Annotated in this window: 13 protein-coding genes and 1 pseudogene; 5 read left to right on the forward strand and 9 right to left on the reverse strand. The window is 69.3% G+C overall.

Translation table 11 applies throughout. From position 1 onward, the window contains the following. Positions 1-760: 760 nt before the first annotated feature. The 5 genes from ACFP2V_RS28290 to rpsB form a co-directional block, all read right to left on the reverse strand. The gene (locus ACFP2V_RS28290) at positions 761-1885 is read right to left on the reverse strand and encodes a phosphatidate cytidylyltransferase (protein WP_381218139.1); all 1125 of its coding nucleotides are present in this window, start codon (positions 1883-1885) and stop codon (positions 761-763) included. Then, positions 1885-2442, reverse strand: coding sequence for a ribosome recycling factor (gene frr, locus ACFP2V_RS28295; RefSeq protein WP_109381790.1), 558 nt, complete (start codon positions 2440-2442; stop codon positions 1885-1887). The genes ACFP2V_RS28290 and frr overlap by 1 nt, the downstream gene beginning before the upstream one ends. A 181-nt stretch (positions 2443-2623) precedes the next feature. Then, positions 2624-3379 carry a UMP kinase gene (gene pyrH / locus ACFP2V_RS28300; RefSeq protein WP_381218140.1) on the reverse strand — a complete coding sequence of 252 codons (756 nt, stop codon included), beginning with the start codon at positions 3377-3379 and terminating at the stop codon, positions 2624-2626. A gap of 190 nt (positions 3380-3569) precedes the next feature. Next, on the reverse strand, positions 3570-4406 hold the full coding sequence (gene tsf, locus ACFP2V_RS28305; RefSeq protein ID WP_381218141.1) for a translation elongation factor Ts: 837 nt from the start codon (positions 4404-4406) through the stop codon (positions 3570-3572). A gap of 202 nt (positions 4407-4608) precedes the next feature. Next, a complete protein-coding gene (gene rpsB / locus ACFP2V_RS28310; RefSeq protein WP_381218142.1) occupies positions 4609-5562 on the reverse strand; it encodes a 30S ribosomal protein S2 in 954 nt (317 codons plus the stop codon). Between the two features lie 280 nt (positions 5563-5842). On the opposite strand from rpsB, the gene ACFP2V_RS28315 reads away from it, so the two are divergent. Then, positions 5843-6520 (forward strand): M23 family metallopeptidase, encoded by a 678-nt coding sequence (locus tag ACFP2V_RS28315; protein ID WP_381218143.1) that lies wholly within the window; start codon positions 5843-5845, stop codon positions 6518-6520. A 45-nt stretch (positions 6521-6565) separates the two neighbouring features. Here the strand turns inward: ACFP2V_RS28315 and ACFP2V_RS28320 are convergent, their stop codons facing one another. The 4 genes and pseudogenes from ACFP2V_RS28320 to ACFP2V_RS28335 all read right to left on the reverse strand — a co-directional run. Then, a complete protein-coding gene (locus ACFP2V_RS28320) occupies positions 6566-7123 on the reverse strand; it encodes a TetR/AcrR family transcriptional regulator (RefSeq protein WP_381218170.1) in 558 nt (185 codons plus the stop codon). Between the two features lie 146 nt (positions 7124-7269). Continuing rightward, positions 7270-8112: an RNA polymerase sigma factor WhiG gene (gene whiG, locus ACFP2V_RS28325; protein ID WP_381218144.1), complete on the reverse strand. Its 843-nt coding sequence runs from the start codon at positions 8110-8112 to the stop codon at positions 7270-7272. A 334-nt stretch (positions 8113-8446) separates the two neighbouring features. Next, a complete protein-coding gene (gene dprA, locus ACFP2V_RS28330) occupies positions 8447-9622 on the reverse strand; it encodes a DNA-processing protein DprA (protein ID WP_381218145.1) in 1176 nt (391 codons plus the stop codon). Further along, positions 9619-11082, reverse strand: a pseudogene (locus tag ACFP2V_RS28335) (YifB family Mg chelatase-like AAA ATPase); the annotation flags it as partial. The pseudogene ACFP2V_RS28335 and the gene dprA, both read right to left, overlap by 4 nt. Before the next feature lie 251 nt (positions 11083-11333). Here ACFP2V_RS28335 and ACFP2V_RS28340 point away from each other — a divergent pair. The 4 genes from ACFP2V_RS28340 to ACFP2V_RS28355 are packed head-to-tail and all read left to right on the forward strand — an operon-like array spanning position 11334 to position 16946. Next, entirely contained in the window at positions 11334-12665 is a 1332-nt protein-coding gene (locus ACFP2V_RS28340) for a site-specific integrase (protein ID WP_381218146.1), read from the forward strand. Next, positions 12662-14395, forward strand: a complete 1734-nt coding sequence (locus ACFP2V_RS28345) for a hypothetical protein (RefSeq protein ID WP_381218147.1) — start codon at positions 12662-12664, stop codon at positions 14393-14395. The genes ACFP2V_RS28340 and ACFP2V_RS28345 overlap by 4 nt, the downstream gene beginning before the upstream one ends. Continuing rightward, complete coding sequence (locus ACFP2V_RS28350) at positions 14392-16533, forward strand: integrase (RefSeq protein ID WP_381218148.1); 2142 nt, start codon at positions 14392-14394, stop codon at positions 16531-16533. The genes ACFP2V_RS28345 and ACFP2V_RS28350 overlap by 4 nt, the downstream gene beginning before the upstream one ends. Further along, the gene (locus tag ACFP2V_RS28355; protein WP_381218149.1) at positions 16530-16946 is read left to right on the forward strand and encodes a hypothetical protein; all 417 of its coding nucleotides are present in this window, start codon (positions 16530-16532) and stop codon (positions 16944-16946) included. The genes ACFP2V_RS28350 and ACFP2V_RS28355 overlap by 4 nt, the downstream gene beginning before the upstream one ends. The last annotated feature ends 12 nt before the right edge of the window (positions 16947-16958 follow it).

Genomic DNA, 16958 nt, shown 5'->3' on the forward strand with positions numbered 1-16958 from the left:
CCGGCATCCTACGGGCCAACGGAAGCCAGAAATCGACGAGTTATTTTTCGACAGCCCCCAGGGTCCTGGCGGTGGCCCTTTCACTACGCGTGGCCTGCCCGGGGTGTGCCGGCCGGGACGTCGGTGAAGGGCGGCACGCCCTGAGCAGTCCTGGGCGAGGCGAGCACCCCTGATCTCGATGGGCATCGCGACCTTCCGGCGGGCAGAGCACCGCATCGCGACCTGTGCGGCCGGCCGCTCGCACGGCTCGCCGTACGCCATCGTCCTGTCAGCCTTCGCTCGCCATTGTCGAGCGGGTGCGCCCCGATCGCCGATGCTCCCGTGCATGCGGGCGCACTCGACCGTCCGTTGATGAGAGAGTGCGAGGCGCCCCTCCGCGGTGCCCGGGACACAGGCGGGTGCACCACAGCGGCAAGACCGGCAAGTCGTCCGTCGGCGACGTGAGACCTTGCGGTTGCGTGCCGGTTACGTGCGGAAGCAGGTGTCCGCGTGCGTGCCGCAGCGGCTCGGCCGACCGGCTCGACACGTCGTAGGCCGTCCCCCGGAGGCGAGTCCGCACAGCCCGGCCGGGACCTTCGGCCGGCTGGGGTACCAGCGCCACCTCGCCGGCTGCCACGAGATCCTCCCGCACCGCCGCGAAGCCATGATCCACATCGCGATGATCGACTCGCCCGCGGCGACCGCGACACCCCACTCGACGAGTGAAACGGCGGACCCCCGCCACCAGGGCGGGGGTCCGCACGACGTCACGGCTGTCCGGTCAGCCGGACCCGACGAATACCACCAGCAGCAACCACACCACCGGCGCCGTCGGCAGCAGGGAGTCCAGGCGGTCCATGATGCCGCCGTGGCCGGGCAGCAGCGTGCCCATGTCCTTGATACCGAGGTCCCGCTTGATCATGGACTCGCCCAGGTCGCCGAGGGTGGCGCTGACCGAGACCGCGAGCCCGAGCAGCAGCCCCTGCCACCAGATGCCGTCGTCGATCAGGAACTGCATGCACAGTGCGCCCGCCACCATGGCGAAGGCGACCGCGCCCAGCAGGCCCTCGCGGGTCTTGCCGGGGCTGATGCGCGGGGCGAGCTTGTGCGTGCCGAAGCGCCAGCCGACGGCGTACGCACCGGTGTCGGCGACGACCGTGATCACTATGAACGTCAGTACCCGCCAGGGCCCGTCGTCCGCGGCCAGCATCATCGACACGAAGGTCGCCAGGAACGGCACGTAGAACGCGGCGAAGACCCCCGCCGTGACGTCTCTGAGGTAGTTCTCGGGCGGTTGGGCCATCCGCCAGACCAGCACCGCCAGCGCGGTGAGCGCCATCGCGATCCACGCGCCGTCGGCGCCCCGGACGTATCCGGCGACGATCGTGGCCGCACCGCCGACGGCGAGCGGCACGAACGGCACCTTGATGCCCTTGCGCTCGTCCAGCCGTTTCGTCAGCTCCCGCAGGCCCACCACGATGGCGACAGCGACGACACCGACGAAGACGGCCTTGACGACGAACAGCGACACGGCGACCAGCACGCCGAGCCCGAGGCCGACCCCTATCGCGGCACCCAGATTGCGCCCCGCGCTCTTCTTCTTCGGCGGGGGCGCCGGCTGCGGGGTGTCGGACATGGACTCCGGATTCTGCGGTATCTCCCCGGGATGGGAGCGTGCCCGCGCCGTCTCGTCTCGGACCAGGGGGCCGCTCGGCCGAGCGGCCCCCTGGTCCACCTCCTGATCACCGCCGTGTTCGGGTTCGCCGGGCACGACCGGCATGGGGCGAGTCTGCTGCGCGTAGTGCGCATCGTACGGGGGACCCGCCGGGACAGCTCCCTGGACGGGCCCCTGGTCGGGCGGCCCCCAGTACCCGGCCTGCGGCGCCCCCCAGGAAGAGTCGTTCATCAGACCTCGAGGAGTTCCGCTTCCTTGTGCTTCAGGAGCTCGTCCACCTGGGCGACGTACTTCGCGGTGGTGTCGTCGAGCTCCTTCTCCGCACGGCGGCCCTCGTCCTCGCCGACCTCGCCATCCTTGATCATCTTGTCGATGCCGTCCTTGGCCTTGCGGCGCACGGCGCGGATGGAGACCTTGGCGTCCTCGCCCTTGGCCTTGGCGACCTTGATGAACTCGCGGCGGCGCTCCTCGGTCAGCTCGGGGAACACCACGCGGATGATGTTGCCGTCGTTGCTCGGGTTGACGCCCAGGTCGGAGTCGCGGATGGCCTGCTCGATGTTGCGCAGCGCGCTCTTGTCGAACGGCGTCACCACGGCCATGCGCGGCTCGGGCACGGAGAACGAGGCCAGTTGGTTGATCGGCGTCAGTGCGCCGTAGTAGTCGGCCACGATCTTGTTGAACATCGCCGGGTGCGCACGGCCGGTGCGGATCGCGGCGAAGTCCTCCTTGGCGACCACGACGGCCTTCTCCATCTTCTCCTCGGCCTCGAGGAGGGTCTCTTCGATCACCACTTGCTCCTGCGTGTCTTGAGTAGGCCCGGCCACGGTTCCCTGTCGGGGCGGCGGCCGGCTGCGTCGCGTCTTCTTCCTGCACGGTTCCCGACCGGTGGGACATTGTCCATCCCCCGGCCCGGTCCGTCCCGTCCGTCCCCCCGGGGTGTCGCCCCTCGGACGGGTGCTTGTGGTCCGGTCACTTCCGGTCCGTCGGGTCACCCACCAGTGTGCCGATCTTCTCACCCTTGACGGCGCGCGCGATATTGCCCTCAGTCAGCAGTTCGAAGACGACGATGGGGAGCTTGTTGTCGCGGCACAGGGTGACGGCCGTGGCGTCGGCGACCTTCAGATCACGCGTGATGACCTCGCCGTATCCGAGCTGGTCGAACTTCACCGCGTCGGGGTTGGTCTTCGGGTCGGAGTCGTAGACCCCGTCCACGCCGTTCTTGCCCATCAGCAGTGCCTCGGCGTCGATCTCCAGGGCGCGCTGGGCGGCAGTGGTGTCGGTGGAGAAGTACGGCATGCCCATGCCGGCGCCGAAGATGACCACGCGGCCCTTCTCCAGGTGCCGTACGGCCCGCAGCGGGATGTAGGGCTCGGCGACCTGGCCCATGGTGATGGCGGTCTGGACCCTGCAGTCCACGCCCTCCTTCTCCAGGAAGTCCTGGAGCGCGAGGCAGTTCATCACGGTGCCGAGCATGCCCATGTAGTCCGAGCGGGCCCGGTCCATGCCGCGCTGCTGGAGTTCGGCACCGCGGAAGAAGTTGCCGCCGCCGATGACGATGGCGATCTCGGCGCCGTCACGGACGACCGCCGCGATCTCGCGTGCGATGGCGTGCACCACGTCGGGATCGACGCCCAGGCCTCCGCCACCGGAGAAGGCCTCTCCGGACAGCTTCAGCAGAAACCGTCCGTGCACTGTGCCGTCGTCGCTCTTCTCAGCCTTGGTCATCGGGGATCCCGCCTCTTTCACCTGTTGCACATACGAAGGAGGCCACTGCCGGTGGGGTGTACTACGCATCCCATACGGCAATGGCCTCCTCGTCAGATCTGCTGTCGTCCGGCACGCGCGCGTGCGTGACGGCGTGTCCGAACGACTGCTGACGACCCTATAGGGGTCGCACGCCCGTCGCGGTACGGACTCAGATGCCGACCTTGATGCGCGTGAAGCGCTTCAGGGTGACACCGGCCTCGTCCAGAACCTTCTGGACGGACTTCTTGTTGTCCAGCGCGTAGGGCTGACCCAGCAGCGTGGCGTCCTTGAAGAAGCCGCTCAGGCGCCCCTCGACGATCTTCGGCAGGGCGGCCTCGGGCTTGCCCTCCGCGCGGGTGGTCTCCTCGGCGACGCGGCGCTCGGTCTCGACGACCTCGGCCGGCACGTCCTCCTTGGAGAGGTACTTCGGCGCGAACGCGGCGATGTGCTGGGCGACGCCCTTGGCGACCTCGGCGTTCGGCTTGTCGAGCTCGACGAGAACACCGATCTGCGGGGGCAGGTCGGGCATCGTGCGGTGCATGTACGCCGCCACGTAGCCGTCGGTGTACTGGGCGAAGCGGTCCAGGACGATCTTCTCGCCCAGGTTGGCGTTGGCCTCGTCGACGTACGCCTGGACGGTCTTGCCGGCCTCGATCTCGGAGGCGAGCAGGGCCTCGATGTCGGCCGGGGAGGTCGCGGCGACGTGCTCGACGATGGCGTTGGCCACGGCCTGGAACTTCTCGCCCTTGGCGACGAAGTCCGTCTCGCACTTCAGCTCGACGAGGACGCCGGAGGAGTTGTCGTCGGCGATGATCGAGACCACGGCGCCGTTCTCGGCGGAGCGGCCCTCGCGCTTGGCGACGCCCTTCTGGCCCTTGATACGGAGCGCCTCGACGGCCTTCTCGACGTTGCCCTCGGCCTCGTCCAGCGCCTTCTTGCAGTCCATCATGCCGGCGCCGGTGAGCTCCCGGAGCTTCTTGACGTCGGCGGCGGTGTAGTTCGCCATGAGTCTGTGAATCTTTCTCGAAGTCTGGAGAATCGGAGATCTGCGGGGTCTGCGGTCCACAGTGAGCTGTCCGAACCGGGGAACCGTGACGCGCCGCGCGCCTACGGGTGAACGGCGGGAGCGGTGGGGGGATCTCCCATGCCCTTCAGGCAATGGGGGATCATGTCACTCGCTCCCGCCGTCATCAGCACTGACGGGCAGCTCAGGCCTGCTCGGCCTCGGCGGCCTCGGCGGCCGGGGCGGCGTCGGCCGCGGGGGCCTCCTCGGCCGGCTTCTCGGCCTCGGCCTCGGCGGCGGCCGGGGCGTCGGCGGCGGGGGCCTCGGCCTCGGGAGCCTCGGCGGGCTTCTCGGCCTCGGCGGCGGCCGGGGTCTCGTCGGCCTTCTTCTCACCCTCGAGCAGGTCGCGCTCCCACTCGGCGAGGGGCTCGCCGGCGGCCTTCTCGCCCTTGCCCGCGGTGGCGACACCGGAACGAGAGATGAGGCCCTCGGCGACCGCGTCGGCGATCACGCGGGTGAGCAGGGTGACGGAGCGGATCGCGTCGTCGTTGCCCGGGATCTTGTAGTCGACCTCGTCGGGGTCGCAGTTGGTGTCGAGGATGGCGACGACCGGGATGTTGAGCTTCCGGGCCTCGCCGACCGCGATGTGCTCCTTCTTGGTGTCCACGATCCAGACGGCGCTGGGCACCTTCTGCATCTCGCGGATACCGCCGAGGGTCTTCTCCAGCTTGGCCTTCTCGCGGGAGAGGACCAGCAGCTCCTTCTTGGTGAGGCCGGAGGCGGCCACGTCCTCGAAGTCGATCTGCTCGAGTTCCTTGAGGCGCTGCAGACGCTTGTAGACGGTCGAGAAGTTGGTGAGCATGCCGCCCAGCCAGCGCTGGTTGACGTAAGGCATGCCGACGCGGGTGGCCTGCTCCGCGATGGCCTCCTGCGCCTGCTTCTTCGTACCGACGAACATGACCGTGCCGCCGTGGGCGACGGTCTCCTTGACGAACTCGTAGGCGCGGTCGATGTACGACAGCGACTGGAGCAGGTCGATGATGTAGATGCCGTTGCGCTCGGTGAAGATGAAGCGCTTCATCTTCGGGTTCCAACGACGGGTCTGGTGACCGAAGTGGACGCCGCTCTCCAGCAGCTCCCGCATCGTGACGACGGCCATGGCCGCATCTCCTTGATTTTCTCGGTTGTGCCGCGGGAACCGGCGGCTCCCGCGCCTGACGCCCACGACGCGCCATTGCCACGAAGGACCGAGGGGCGCTGACACCGGGAGCGGTCGTGACCAGTCCTGATGTCGGGGCGTGCGAAGTCGACCCGGTGACCCGGGTCGCCACCAGAAGTGTACGGGACCCGCGGGGTACTGGGTGACGCCGTTGTCCACAATCGGGTGGCGGTCCACAGGTCCGGGCCGTGATCACGGATTCCGGGGGAGGCTCTCCGGCATGCGAGTGAGCCGATTCCCGAGGGCATGGGCACGCCTGATCGTCCTGCTGGTCCTGACACCGACGACCCTGCTGTCACCGCCGCCGGCACTGCCGCCGGCACTGCCGCTGCTGCTCACGGCCGACGCCGGGAACCCTGCTGGGGCTGGGGCTGGGGACGCGGCTCCGGCCCCCGGTGCCGGGGCGCCGGACGCCGATGCCGGAGTGCCGGCCGTCGGACGGGCCTGGCCCGTGGGGGTACGGCCCCGGGTGCTGCGGGGCTGGGAACCGCCGGAGACCGTGTACGGACGCGGACACCGGGGAGTGGACCTGGCGGCGGCCCCGGGGACGCCGGTGCGGGCGGTGGCGGCGGGCCGGGTCTCCTTCGCCGGGCAGGTGGCCGGGCGGGGCGTCGTCTCGGTGGAGCTGTCGGGCACGGGGACGCCACCGCTGCGTACGACCTACGAGCCGGTCGTCCCGTCGGTGGAGAAGGGGACCGAGGTGGCGCCGGGCGAGGTGATCGGCGCGGTGGCGGCGACGGCCCCGGCGAGGAGCCCTCACTGCGCGGCCCCCTGCCTTCACTGGGGCCTGCTCAGGGCGGACGTCTACCTCGACCCGCTCTCCCTGCTCCCGCCCTGGCTCCTGCGCAACGGCCCGCCGAGGCTCCTCCCGGTCCTCGGCCTGCCGGTACCCGAGTGACCGGCCGGGCGGGCGACGGGAGGTCGGGCGGCGAGGCGGCGGCCGTCAGGGCTGGACGCCGCGCAGGGTCATGGCGACCGCTGCCTCCGTGATCGTCTCCGGGTGTTCGGCGGCGCCGAGTTCGATGCGGCGCACCGCCGCGTCGACCACGCCCTGGAGCAGCATCGCCGCGAGCCGGGGCTGGTCGTGACCCAGTTCGCCCAGGGCCTCGACAATCATCGCGACGAGGCCGCCGTGTGCCGCGCGGATCTTTTCCCGGGCGCCCCCGTCGAGTTCGCTCGCGGAGATCGCCACCACGGCCCGGTGACGCCGGTCCCCGACCAGTTCCAACTGCTTGCGGACATACGCCTCGATCTTGGCCTCGGCCCCGCCGGCCGCGGCCATCGCCGTCTCCACCTCGGCCGCCCAGACCGGGAAGTCGACCTCGCACAGTTCCTCGACGACGGCCGCCCGGGACCGGAAGTACTCGTAGACGGACGAGCGCGCCAGGCCCGTGCGTTCGGCGAGGGCGGGGAAGGTCAGCGCCTCCGTACCGCCCTCGGACAGCAGGGAGCGTGCCGCGTCCAGCAGGGCGGCGCGTTGCATCGACCGGTGCTCGGCCACGGAGGCCGCTCGAATCCTTGGCACGCCACCACTTTACGGACGCGCCGCGCGAGACGGGAGTCCCCCGGCCGAAACCGCAGGTCAAACAGCCGTATCTCACCGACGGGCCCGGCGGCCGGCTCAGCCGGCGGGTCGAGTCGGCCGGCTCAGCCCCGGAAGCTCGCCAGCTTCGCCCTGAGCTGGAGCACGGACTTGGTGTGGATCTGGCTGACCCTGCTCTCGGTAACCCCCAGCACATGGCCGATCTCGGCCAGGGTGAGCCCCTCGTAGTAATACAGCGTGACCACGGTCTTCTCCCGTTCCGGGAGTGTGTTGATCGCCCGCGCCAGGAACCGTCGCAGCTCCCGGCCCTCGGCCACTTCCACCGGGTTGTCGGCGGCAGTGTCCTCCAGGGTGTCCATCAGGCTGAGCCGGTCGCCGCCGTCGCCCCCGGCGTGCAGCAACTCCTCCAGGGCGACGACGTTGGCGAGCGACAACTGGCTGAAAACCGCGTGCAGCTCGTCCACGGCAATGCCCATCTCGCCGGCGACCTCGCTCTCCGTCGGCGTACGCCTGAGCCGTGCCTCCAGCGTCGCGTACGCCCGCTCGACCTTGCGCGCCTTCTGCCGCACCGAGCGCGGAATCCAGTCCAGGGCCCGCAGTTCGTCGATCATCGCGCCCCTGATGCGGGTGATCGCGTAGGTCTCGAACTTGATCTCCCGGTCGACGTCGAACTTCTCGATCGCGTCGATCAGCCCGAACACCCCGGAGGAGACGAAGTCCGCCTGGTCGACATTGGGCGGCAGCCCCACGCTGACCCGGCCCGCGACGTACTTCACCAATGGCGAGTAGTGCAGGATCAGCTGCTCCCGCAGCCGCTCGTCGCCCGTCGCCTTGTACGACCGCCACAGCTCGTCGAGCGTCGAGGGAGCGGGCGGCCGCACGCTGCCACCGTCACGGGCGGCTGGGGGGATCGCCGCCCGGTCGGACCCGGAGGTGTGCTGGGGCATTCGTCGCCTTGTGCCGTTCTGCAGTGGAGTGGTGCTGCCTGGGTGAGCTGTCCGTCTGATGCCGAGCTGCCTGTCTGTGCCGCCTGCCCGTATCGCCTGCGATATCGCCTGCCGGGCGTCCTTCCGTACCGTCGTTCCGTGCAGGGACGCTTGTGAGCGTAGCGTGACTAAGGGGTCGCGGTGTGCGAGGAAGTGAGGTCGGGACGGGTACGAGGGTGTCCCGCGCGTCATCCCACCGGGTGAACCACGTCGCTCTGCGTGATCACCCGGGTGCTCCAACTGACGTATTTTCCAAGGGATGTAGCCGTTCCCCCGGACGGCCGAACACCCTCCGTCAGGGCACGCCGGAACCGTCGTCGGCCGGGATCACCGCCTGGCGTGTCAACTTCCAGCCATCGCCGTGTCGTTCGACGTAACCGAGTGCTCGCAGTTCGTACAGTCTCGCGATCGCGTCGTCCCGGGTGGTCCGTGCGTCGCGCGCGATCCCGTCGGCGAGGGCCGCGCCGCGCGCGGGCAGCGCGTCGAGGACCTGGCGGGCGGTGGGTCGCAGCAGGTCCCGGGGCAGCACCGGCCCGCGTCGTTCCGGGGCCAGTTCGCCCATGTCCCCGACCAGTTCGACGATCTCCGCGGCATCGGTGACCAGTACCGCGCCCTGCCTCAGCAGTTCGTGCACTCCGGCCGAGCGCCCGCTGGTGGCCGGCCCCGGTACTCCCATCGTGTGACGTCCGAGGTGCCCGGCCGCCCTGGCGGTCACCAGGGAGCCGCTGCGGTGCGCGGCCTCGACGACCACGGTGCCCCGGGTGAGTGCGGCGATGACCCGGTTGCGGAGAATGAACCTGCTCGGAGTCGGGTGATCGCCGGGCGGCAACTCTCCGATGACCAGCCCTTGTTCCGCGATCCTGCTGATCAGTCCGGTGTGTCCGCGCGGGTAGGGCCGGTCGACGCCGCAGGCGAGTACGGCGACGGTGGCACCGCCCGAGCCGAGCGCGCCGCGGTGAGCGGCGCCGTCGACCCCGTAGGCGCCGCCGGAGACCACGACCCAGCCGCGCTCGGCGAGCTCGGCTGCGAGGGTGGCGGCCATGTGGGCGCCGTACTCGGTGCAGGCGCGGGCGCCGACGACGGCGACCGAGCGCAGCGCCCACATCCGCAGGTCGGCGGGGCCGCGCACCCACAGCCCGAGGGGCCGGCCGTCCCCCAGGTCGTCGAGCTGCCGGGGCCACTCGGCCGTCCCGGGGTGCACGAACCGCGCCCCGGCACTCCGCGCGACGGCGAGATCCCGGCCGGGGTCGGCCCGCTCGGCCCGTGCCAGCGACCCGGCCCAGCGCCGGCCGCTCGCCCCCGGCAACGGCTCGCCCCCTGCTCGCAACCGTGCCGCCACCTCCCGCGCGCCCAGCTCCCGTACCCACCGCCCGGCGGTCTCGTCGCCGGGTTCGACGACGCGTGTGAGAAAGATCCGGGCGAGGAGTTCGCCGTCCATGGGCCCGGCGGCGGGCTCGGCGGCGCCGCTCATGTCAACGCCCCGATCGCCATGGGCACCCCGCGCGGGACGCCGGTGCGCAGGTGCAGTGCGAGGGCGACGTCCCTGGCGTCGGGCCGGTCGCGGCCGACCAGGTCGGCGACCGTCCACGCGACCCGCAGCACCCGGTCGAGTCCGCGTGCGCTGAGCACGCCTCGCTCCAGGCTCCGCTCGGCGTCGTCCATCGCGCCGGGTGCCGCGTGCCAGCGGTTGCGCAGCTCCCGTCCGGGGATGTCGCTGTTGGTGCGCCACGGGGTGCCCGTGAGCCGCCTCGCGGCACGTTCCCGGGCCGCGCGCACCCGGTCGGCGACCGTGGCGGTGGACTCGCCGCAGGCTCCGTCGGCGGTCAGTTCGGCGCGGGTGACGCGTTCGGCCTCGACCCGCAGGTCGACCCGGTCGAGCAGCGGGCCGGACAGCCGGGCCTGATAACGGCGGATCGATGAGGGCGGGCACTCGCACAGGGTGCCCTTCGGCGAGAAGCGGCCGCAGGGACAGGGGTTGGCGGCGAGCACCATGAGGAACCTCGCCGGGAAGCGCACCACGCCCGAGCTGCGTGCGATGACGACGTGCCCGGCCTCCAGCGGCTGGCGCAGGGCGTCCAGGGCGTGGCTGCCGAACTCGGGGGTCTCGTCCAAAAAGAGCACGCCCCGATGCGCGAGCGACACGGCTCCGGGGCGGGCCATACCGGGGCCGCCGCCGACGAGCGCCTGCATGGTGGCCGAGTGGTGCGGGGCACAGTAGGGGGCAGTGTCGATCAGGGGCTTGTCCGGGGGCAGCAGGCCGGCCACTGAGTGCACGGCGGTGACCTCCAGGGACTCCTGCCGGTCGAGCGGGGGCAGGAGCGAGGGCAGCCGCTCCGCGAGCATGGTCTTGCCCGCTCCCGGCGGCCCCTCGAGGAAAAGGTGGTGTCCGCCGGCCGCCGCCACCTCCACCCCGGTCCGCGCCGGGAGTTGGCCGACGACGTCCGCGAGGTCGTGGCCGGTGTCGTACTGTGCCGCGCCGGCGCTGTGCATGCCGGTGGCCGCGCCGGTGCCGGGCATCCGCAGTCCGGCGAGGAGCGGGTCGGGCCGTCCCTGGTGGGCTGGTTCCTCCTCGGGCACCGGCTCGTCGGTGAGGAAGGCGATCAGCTGGCGCAGGCTGCGGACGCCCAGCACGGAAACGCCCGGCACCAGCGAGGCCTCGGCGGCGGCGCACTCGGGCACCACGACCTGTTCGTACCCGGCGTCGACCGCCGCGACGACCGCGGGCAGCGTGCCCCGGACCGGCCGCACCCGGCCGTCCAGTCCCAGCTCGCCGATCATCACGAGGTCGGCGAGCACCCGCGGGTCGATCCGCTCGGCGGCGCCCAGGACGGCGCTGGCGACGGCGAGGTCGAAGCCGCTGCCGGCTTTCGGCACCGACGCCGGGCTGAGGCCCACGGTGAGTTTCTTCTGCGGCCATTCCGCCCCGGAGTTCTCCGCTTCCCTGATGATTGAGTGAGTTCAAGCGTCGGGAGTGACAGCAGTTGAGTACGTGGCAAGTAGTGCGGGTACCGGACCCAGGTCGGTGGGGGACGCTCCCGCCTGAGGGTGTTTTGGGGGTTCGGGATCTGCCGGAAGCGGTGGCCCGGATGGGCCTGAAGCCGGGTGATCCGGTGTTCGTACGGCCGGACGGAATGGTCGATGCGGATCTTCTGGATTTCGTCCGGTCGAGCACCTTCCGGAATATGGAGCGTGAGTCGAAGCGGAATTACTCGACGGATATGCGTCTTCTGCTGGATTTTCTGTCCTCGCGGGGTGTCGAGTGGCGGCAGGCGACTCAGCAGGACCTGGGGGACTTTCGGGACTGGCGGTGCGAGGCGCCGGAGAACCCGGGGCAGATCAGCGGAACGAAGTGGGATCGGGAGGCGGCGGCCTTCACGAAGCTGTTCAAGTGGGCTGGGGTGCGTCCCATGCCTGTGGACATCTCGCGGCCAGAGGACCGGGCGGCGGACTCGGTCAGCTCGCGTGTGTCGTGGCTGACGCCGCGGACCTGGGGCCTGTGGTCGGACATCGGCCTGCGCGGCCACGGCCGAGGCGGGATACCGGTGCCGGGGTGGGATTCGCGGACGGAGATACGGAACACCAGCTTCGTGCAGCTGCTGCTGTCGTCGGCTCTGCGGCGGCAGGAAGGCGGGTCACTGCTGACGTTCGAATTGCCCACTCAGCAGCTACGGCACGGGCGCTACTGCCACGGGCGAATAGCGGGGGCGGTGACGCGGTCGAAGAGCAGCAGGGTCTTCTACGTCTCGGTCGATGCGGTCGGCCAGGTCGAGGCATACATCCAGTCCGAGCGGGCCTGGGCCATCACGCGAGCCCAGGCGACGGGCCGCTACGAACGGCTGCCCCAGATGCGGCTCATCACCCGGATGACTGGCGGGCTGAAGCCGAAGGTCGAGTGGGTCGACCGGAACGGCGTCGTCGGCGAGCGGGAGCTGAGCCGGCTGCGCTGGATGGAACGGCAGTCACTGTTCCTGGAGGGGCCGGAGGGGCCAGAACCCGCGTATCTATGGCTGACCGAGCAGGGCATGCCCATGCCACCCGAGCGGTGGAACGGGGTCTTCAGAACGGCGAACCAGCGTTGCGAGAAGGTCCTGCTGACCGAGAAGGAGCGGAAGGTCACCCGTGATCTGCGGCTGACAGCGATGCGGGCCAAGAGCCCGTACGCCACCCCACACTCGGCCCGGCACTCGGCGGCGCTCTATCTGCTGATCGTGCTGAACCAGCTGGTGGAGACCCGTTACGGACTCACGAAGGCCGAGAGGCGGGACTTCGCCCTGCTGTTCGGCGACCCGTGGTGGCTGGTGAAGACGATCCTCGGTCATTCGGACGTGGAGACGACGAAACGGCATTACCTTTCGCCTGTCGCTCACCTGCAGCTCGAATCGATCCTGGCCATGGCCGACACCACTGACGACCAGGACAAGGGCACGGAGGATCTGGACGGTGTCTTCGCCCGACTGGCCCGGGAGACAGCCGGGATCCAGGACATTGACACGCTTCTCGGGACGGTGTCGTGAGCGGCCGGGGGCGCAGGGCGATCCCGCCGCCGCCCGATCACCGCGTTGATCCGCCGCTGGCCCCGGACGGACTGGTCGTCACAATCACCAACAAGGCGGGCTACAAGAAGGAGTTCGACTTCGCCGAACTTCCTGTTGCTGAGCCGATGCAGCGGTCTCTGGCCAACGCGTTCGCCGGCCAGTCCAGGAACTGGACGAGTCACAGGTCCAGTCGGAGTTTCTGGTCGAACATCAAGTTGTTCACAGAGTTTCTCGCGAAGCTGGACAGTCCGCCGAAGGACTTGGATGGTCTGACCGTCAGTGTGATGCAGAGCTGGCGGGACGAGAACAAGGGCACCAGCAGCGGCAGGAACAAGCAGGCAGCGGTTCGCACGATTCTGCGACGGGACCCGCGTTTGGCGACTGGGCCCTTGGCGGAGGAGTTGGCCCGTCGGATCCCTCGGTCGAAGCCGAGTAAGCAGTCCTATGAGGAGGCCGAGTGGGAACGGGTGGTACTGATCGCTCGGCGCCAGTTCCGGTCGGCCTGGCTGCGGATCGGTGAGAACACGCGCCTGCTGAACCGCTGGCGGGGCGGCGATCTCTCCAGGGGAAGCCGCGAGTGGAAGATCGGGAGGATTCTGGATCACCTCGCCCGCTCTGGCGATGTCCCCCGTACTCTCTACCCGAGTGGACAGTTCGGCGTGACGAACCACAAGCTGTTGGGCGGCAGGGGGCCCGAGCAGACGTGGGGAAGGCTCTTCTTGACCGGTGGTGAGCTCACTGCGCTGGCAGTCCTGCTGACGGACAGGTTCGGATGGAATCTGTCCGTCTATGACCGTATGCCGGTGCCAACGGCGGCGCCGTCGGTCGGCGAGACCACCTCGGTGACCTATCAGGTTCAGGTCGAGAAGCGCAGAGCAGGCGGCGGTCGGTGGTTCTCCACCGAGAACATCACCGATTCAGGGGCCGACTCGCTCGGGAGGCTGATCACTCAGGCGCTGGAGGCCACTGCGCACGCGCGGGCCATGGCCCACCGGCTGAAGCCTGGTGCCGATCTTCTGATGGTCGCTCGCGCCTACCGGTCCGAGGACAAGCACGCGGATCTGGACCGGCCGGCCCCGCAGTGGCCCCTGTCCTTTGGTGTCTCGGACGCGATGTCTCGGTGGTGGGCCGAGAGCAACGGGCTCGGTGGGGCGCCGTTCCAGCGGATCCGCCGCACAACGGTGACGGGCGAGGGTCGCCCTCTGCAGCACACCCAGCGAACTCACGAAAGCGTCTATGTGCTGCCCGACAAGAGGGTTCAGCGCGCTTCGCGGAACGTGTTCACCGATGGTGCCCTCGACGCCCTGGACCAGGCCCGAGCTGCCGTCTTTGGCGGGAAGATCGCCAGCGAGCCGGATCCGGAGCATCAGGAGACAGCGACGGTGGATTGCGAAGAGGAGGAGACCAGCCCCTGGCCGGCTCCCGAGGGTGGCTGCGGAGCGGACTTCCTGCTCTGCCTGGCCTGCGCAAACGCATACGTCCACCCCGGCCATCACCCCCGGCTCGCCCACCTGCACCAGCAGATCGTGAGTCTGCAGTCCGTCCTGGAGGACCGCATGTTCCGCGAGCGCTGGAACGATCATCTGCTGCGGCTGGAAGACCTGCGCAGGAAGGTCGGCTCGGTCGCCTGGGAGGCGTCCTTGGCCCGCGTCAGCGAGATCGACCGCACCATTGTCCAACTCCTGGTGAAAGGCGACCTCGCCCCGTGACCAGCCTTACTGCGGAATACGACCCCTACATCCTGCCTCTTCCCGGCCCGGACACCCTGGCAGTGCTACCTCAGTGGATCAGCCCGGGCAACACCCACCCCAACTCCCTCTACTGCGAAGCCGTCTGGCCTCTGGGCCCTCTCATCGACAACCCCAGCACCCTGCTGGTCAAGATCCAATGGAGACGCTGTCCGACTCCCCTACTCGGCGAGATGAAGCTCGTCACCTGGACGATGATCAACGGCCAGCTCCGGCCCACCTACCTCAAAGACCGAGGGGCCGGAGCCCGGGCTAGGACATCCGCCCTTGACATTCGGGACACCTGCAACGAATGGATACGGCTGGCACGGTGGCTGCATAAACGTCGCTTCACCAGTCTCGCCGACTGCACCGAGCATGTATGGCGGGCCTACATCTCCGAACGCTGCAGCAAGATCTCCCGCGGTTACGCGGAGAGGGTCTGCAGCAGGTTGACGGATCTATGGGCGTTCGATCAGCTCAGCGCCCAGCCCGCAGGCGTCATCCGGCCTCCGTGGGAGGTCGAGGGAATCGATGACTTTCTTCCTTCAGCTGACGACGCGGCGCACGGCGAGAACAGTACAGAGCCGCTGGACCCGCAGGTCCTGGGTCCTCTGCTGGTCTGGGCGATCCGTTTCGTCGACGACTTCGCCGACGACATCCTGGCGGCCTGGGCCGAAAGAGGCCGCCTGTTCGCCGCCGCCGCAGCCAACGAGGCGACCCCGGAGAGTCGTGTCGCGCTCAAGGAGTTCCTACTGCCTCTCATCCGGTCGGGCTCTCCTCTGCCCTCCGTTCAGCAGAAGGGGCAGCGCGCCCCGGCCCGCACTTACATATCTGCCCTCACCGGCGCGACCCCCAGCCAGGTGGAACGGTTCACCGCACAGCACCAGTTGTCCGCCCTGGTCACCGAGCGGCCGGGCCCGTGTCCTCTGCAAGTACCGGTCACCGGTCGAATCGACGGGAAGCCGTGGCGCGAACACATTGACTTCGATGAGGCCGCCGAGCTGATGCGGCACCTCGGCACAGCCGCAGTTATTCTTTGTCTATATTTGACTGGCATGCGCCCACAGGAGGTGCAGGGATTGCGATCAGGTTGCTGCCCTGATCCCGCTCCCGCACCCGATGGCTCCCCCGGGCGGCATCTGATCCGCAGCCAGCACTACAAGAACGTCACCGACGAGGACGGAACCCACGTCTCCGCAGGCGAGGAACGTGAGGTTCCCTGGGTGGCGATCACCCCGGTTGTCCACGCGATTCGCGTACTGGAACGGATGGTCCCCGACGGGGAACTCCTCCTCAGCGCCAGCCACCATGACATTCCCTCCCAACGTGGATACCACGGGGTGTTGAAGAACACTACTCTGAACGACCGGATCGATAAGTTCGTCGACTGGGTGAATCGCGAGGCCAAGACTCAGGGGCTGTCCAATCAGATCATTCCGCAGGACCCCCACGGAGCGATCGGGATGTCGCGATTCCGCCGGACTCTGGCCTGGCACATTGCCCGCCGTCCCGGCGGGCTGGTGGCACTCGCAATTCAGTACGGGCACATGAGAACCGTCCTGGACGCCCGAACATCCAGCGGCTACGGCTCCCGCAGCCGCGGTGGCATCCACAGCGTCCTCGACGTCGAGACCGCCCTCGCGGCCGCAGATACTGCCGCCCGGCTAAGTGATCGTCTGGCCGCGGGGGAGAAGGTCTCCGGCCCGGCCGCCCGCAGGGCGCTGACCGCAGCCGCCACGACCCCGCGGTTCGAGGGCCGGATCGTCCCTGCGACGTTCGCGAAGAAGGCCGCCCAGTTCCTCGACCGGAACGGAATCGTCCTCTTCGACAACCCCGAGGCCATGCTGATCTGCGCATTCAAGCGGGACAAGGCACTCTGCGAGCCGGAGCCGGGGGCGAACGCGCCGAGGCAGTACGACTGCCGGCCCGGCTGCGGCAACACCGTCCGCACCGACGCCCACGCCCTCCTCATGCGAGAACGCGCCGACCAACTCGATCAACAGGCCGATGCGTCACCCGGCCCGCTCGGCCGGCGGCTCAAAGCCAATGCCGACCGGCTCCGAGAAATAGCCGATGCCCACGACGCCACCTCTCTGTCCGCAAAGGCCAGCGCATGACCCTCCAGCCCCGTCACGACGACGAGCGAGCCCGGATCCGCGAAGCCATCGACCGGCTCCTTGCCGGGACACCGACAGCGTCGGACGGGAGTCTCACCGTCAAAGCCCTCGCCATCGAGGCCGGCGTCCACCGCATGGCCCTCATGAAACGGCACGTCGATCTGAAGAACCACTTCTATGAACGCGTCCGGAGTGAGACCTCACAGATCCCGGAGTCCGAGAGGAAGCTGCGGGAGACCAATACCCGGCTTCGGCAGATGGTCAAGGACCAGAACGCCGAGATCGAAGAACTACGCCAGCAGGTCACCCTTCTCACCCTCGCCAGTGCTGTTCTGACCCAAGCGAGGGACGCCCCGCAGCCGTCCTCGCCCGGGGCCAGCAACATCACCCAGCTGCGTCCGAGACGTCGATAACTCACGGACCGT

Source organism: Streptomyces incanus (assembly GCF_042656345.1).
Taxonomy (GTDB): domain Bacteria; phylum Actinomycetota; class Actinomycetes; order Streptomycetales; family Streptomycetaceae; genus Streptomyces; species Streptomyces incanus.

What these genes read in the sequence shown, in the direction of transcription:
- ACFP2V_RS28290 (WP_381218139.1), bottom strand. Translation starts at nt 1,885, where the DNA reads ATGAACGACTCTTCCTGGGGGGCGCCGCAGGCCGGGTACTGGGGGCCG.
- pyrH (WP_381218140.1), bottom strand. Translation starts at nt 3,379, where the DNA reads ATGACCAAGGCTGAGAAGAGCGACGACGGCACAGTGCACGGACGGTTT.
- tsf (WP_381218141.1), bottom strand. Translation starts at nt 4,406, where the DNA reads ATGGCGAACTACACCGCCGCCGACGTCAAGAAGCTCCGGGAGCTCACC.
- rpsB (WP_381218142.1), bottom strand. Translation starts at nt 5,562, where the DNA reads ATGGCCGTCGTCACGATGCGGGAGCTGCTGGAGAGCGGCGTCCACTTC.
- ACFP2V_RS28315 (WP_381218143.1), top strand. Translation starts at nt 5,843, where the DNA reads ATGCGAGTGAGCCGATTCCCGAGGGCATGGGCACGCCTGATCGTCCTG.
- whiG (WP_381218144.1), bottom strand. Translation starts at nt 8,112, where the DNA reads ATGCCCCAGCACACCTCCGGGTCCGACCGGGCGGCGATCCCCCCAGCC.
- dprA (WP_381218145.1), bottom strand. Translation starts at nt 9,622, where the DNA reads ATGAGCGGCGCCGCCGAGCCCGCCGCCGGGCCCATGGACGGCGAACTC.
- ACFP2V_RS28340 (WP_381218146.1), top strand. Translation starts at nt 11,334, where the DNA reads ATGGAGCGTGAGTCGAAGCGGAATTACTCGACGGATATGCGTCTTCTG.
- ACFP2V_RS28355 (WP_381218149.1), top strand. Translation starts at nt 16,530, where the DNA reads ATGACCCTCCAGCCCCGTCACGACGACGAGCGAGCCCGGATCCGCGAA.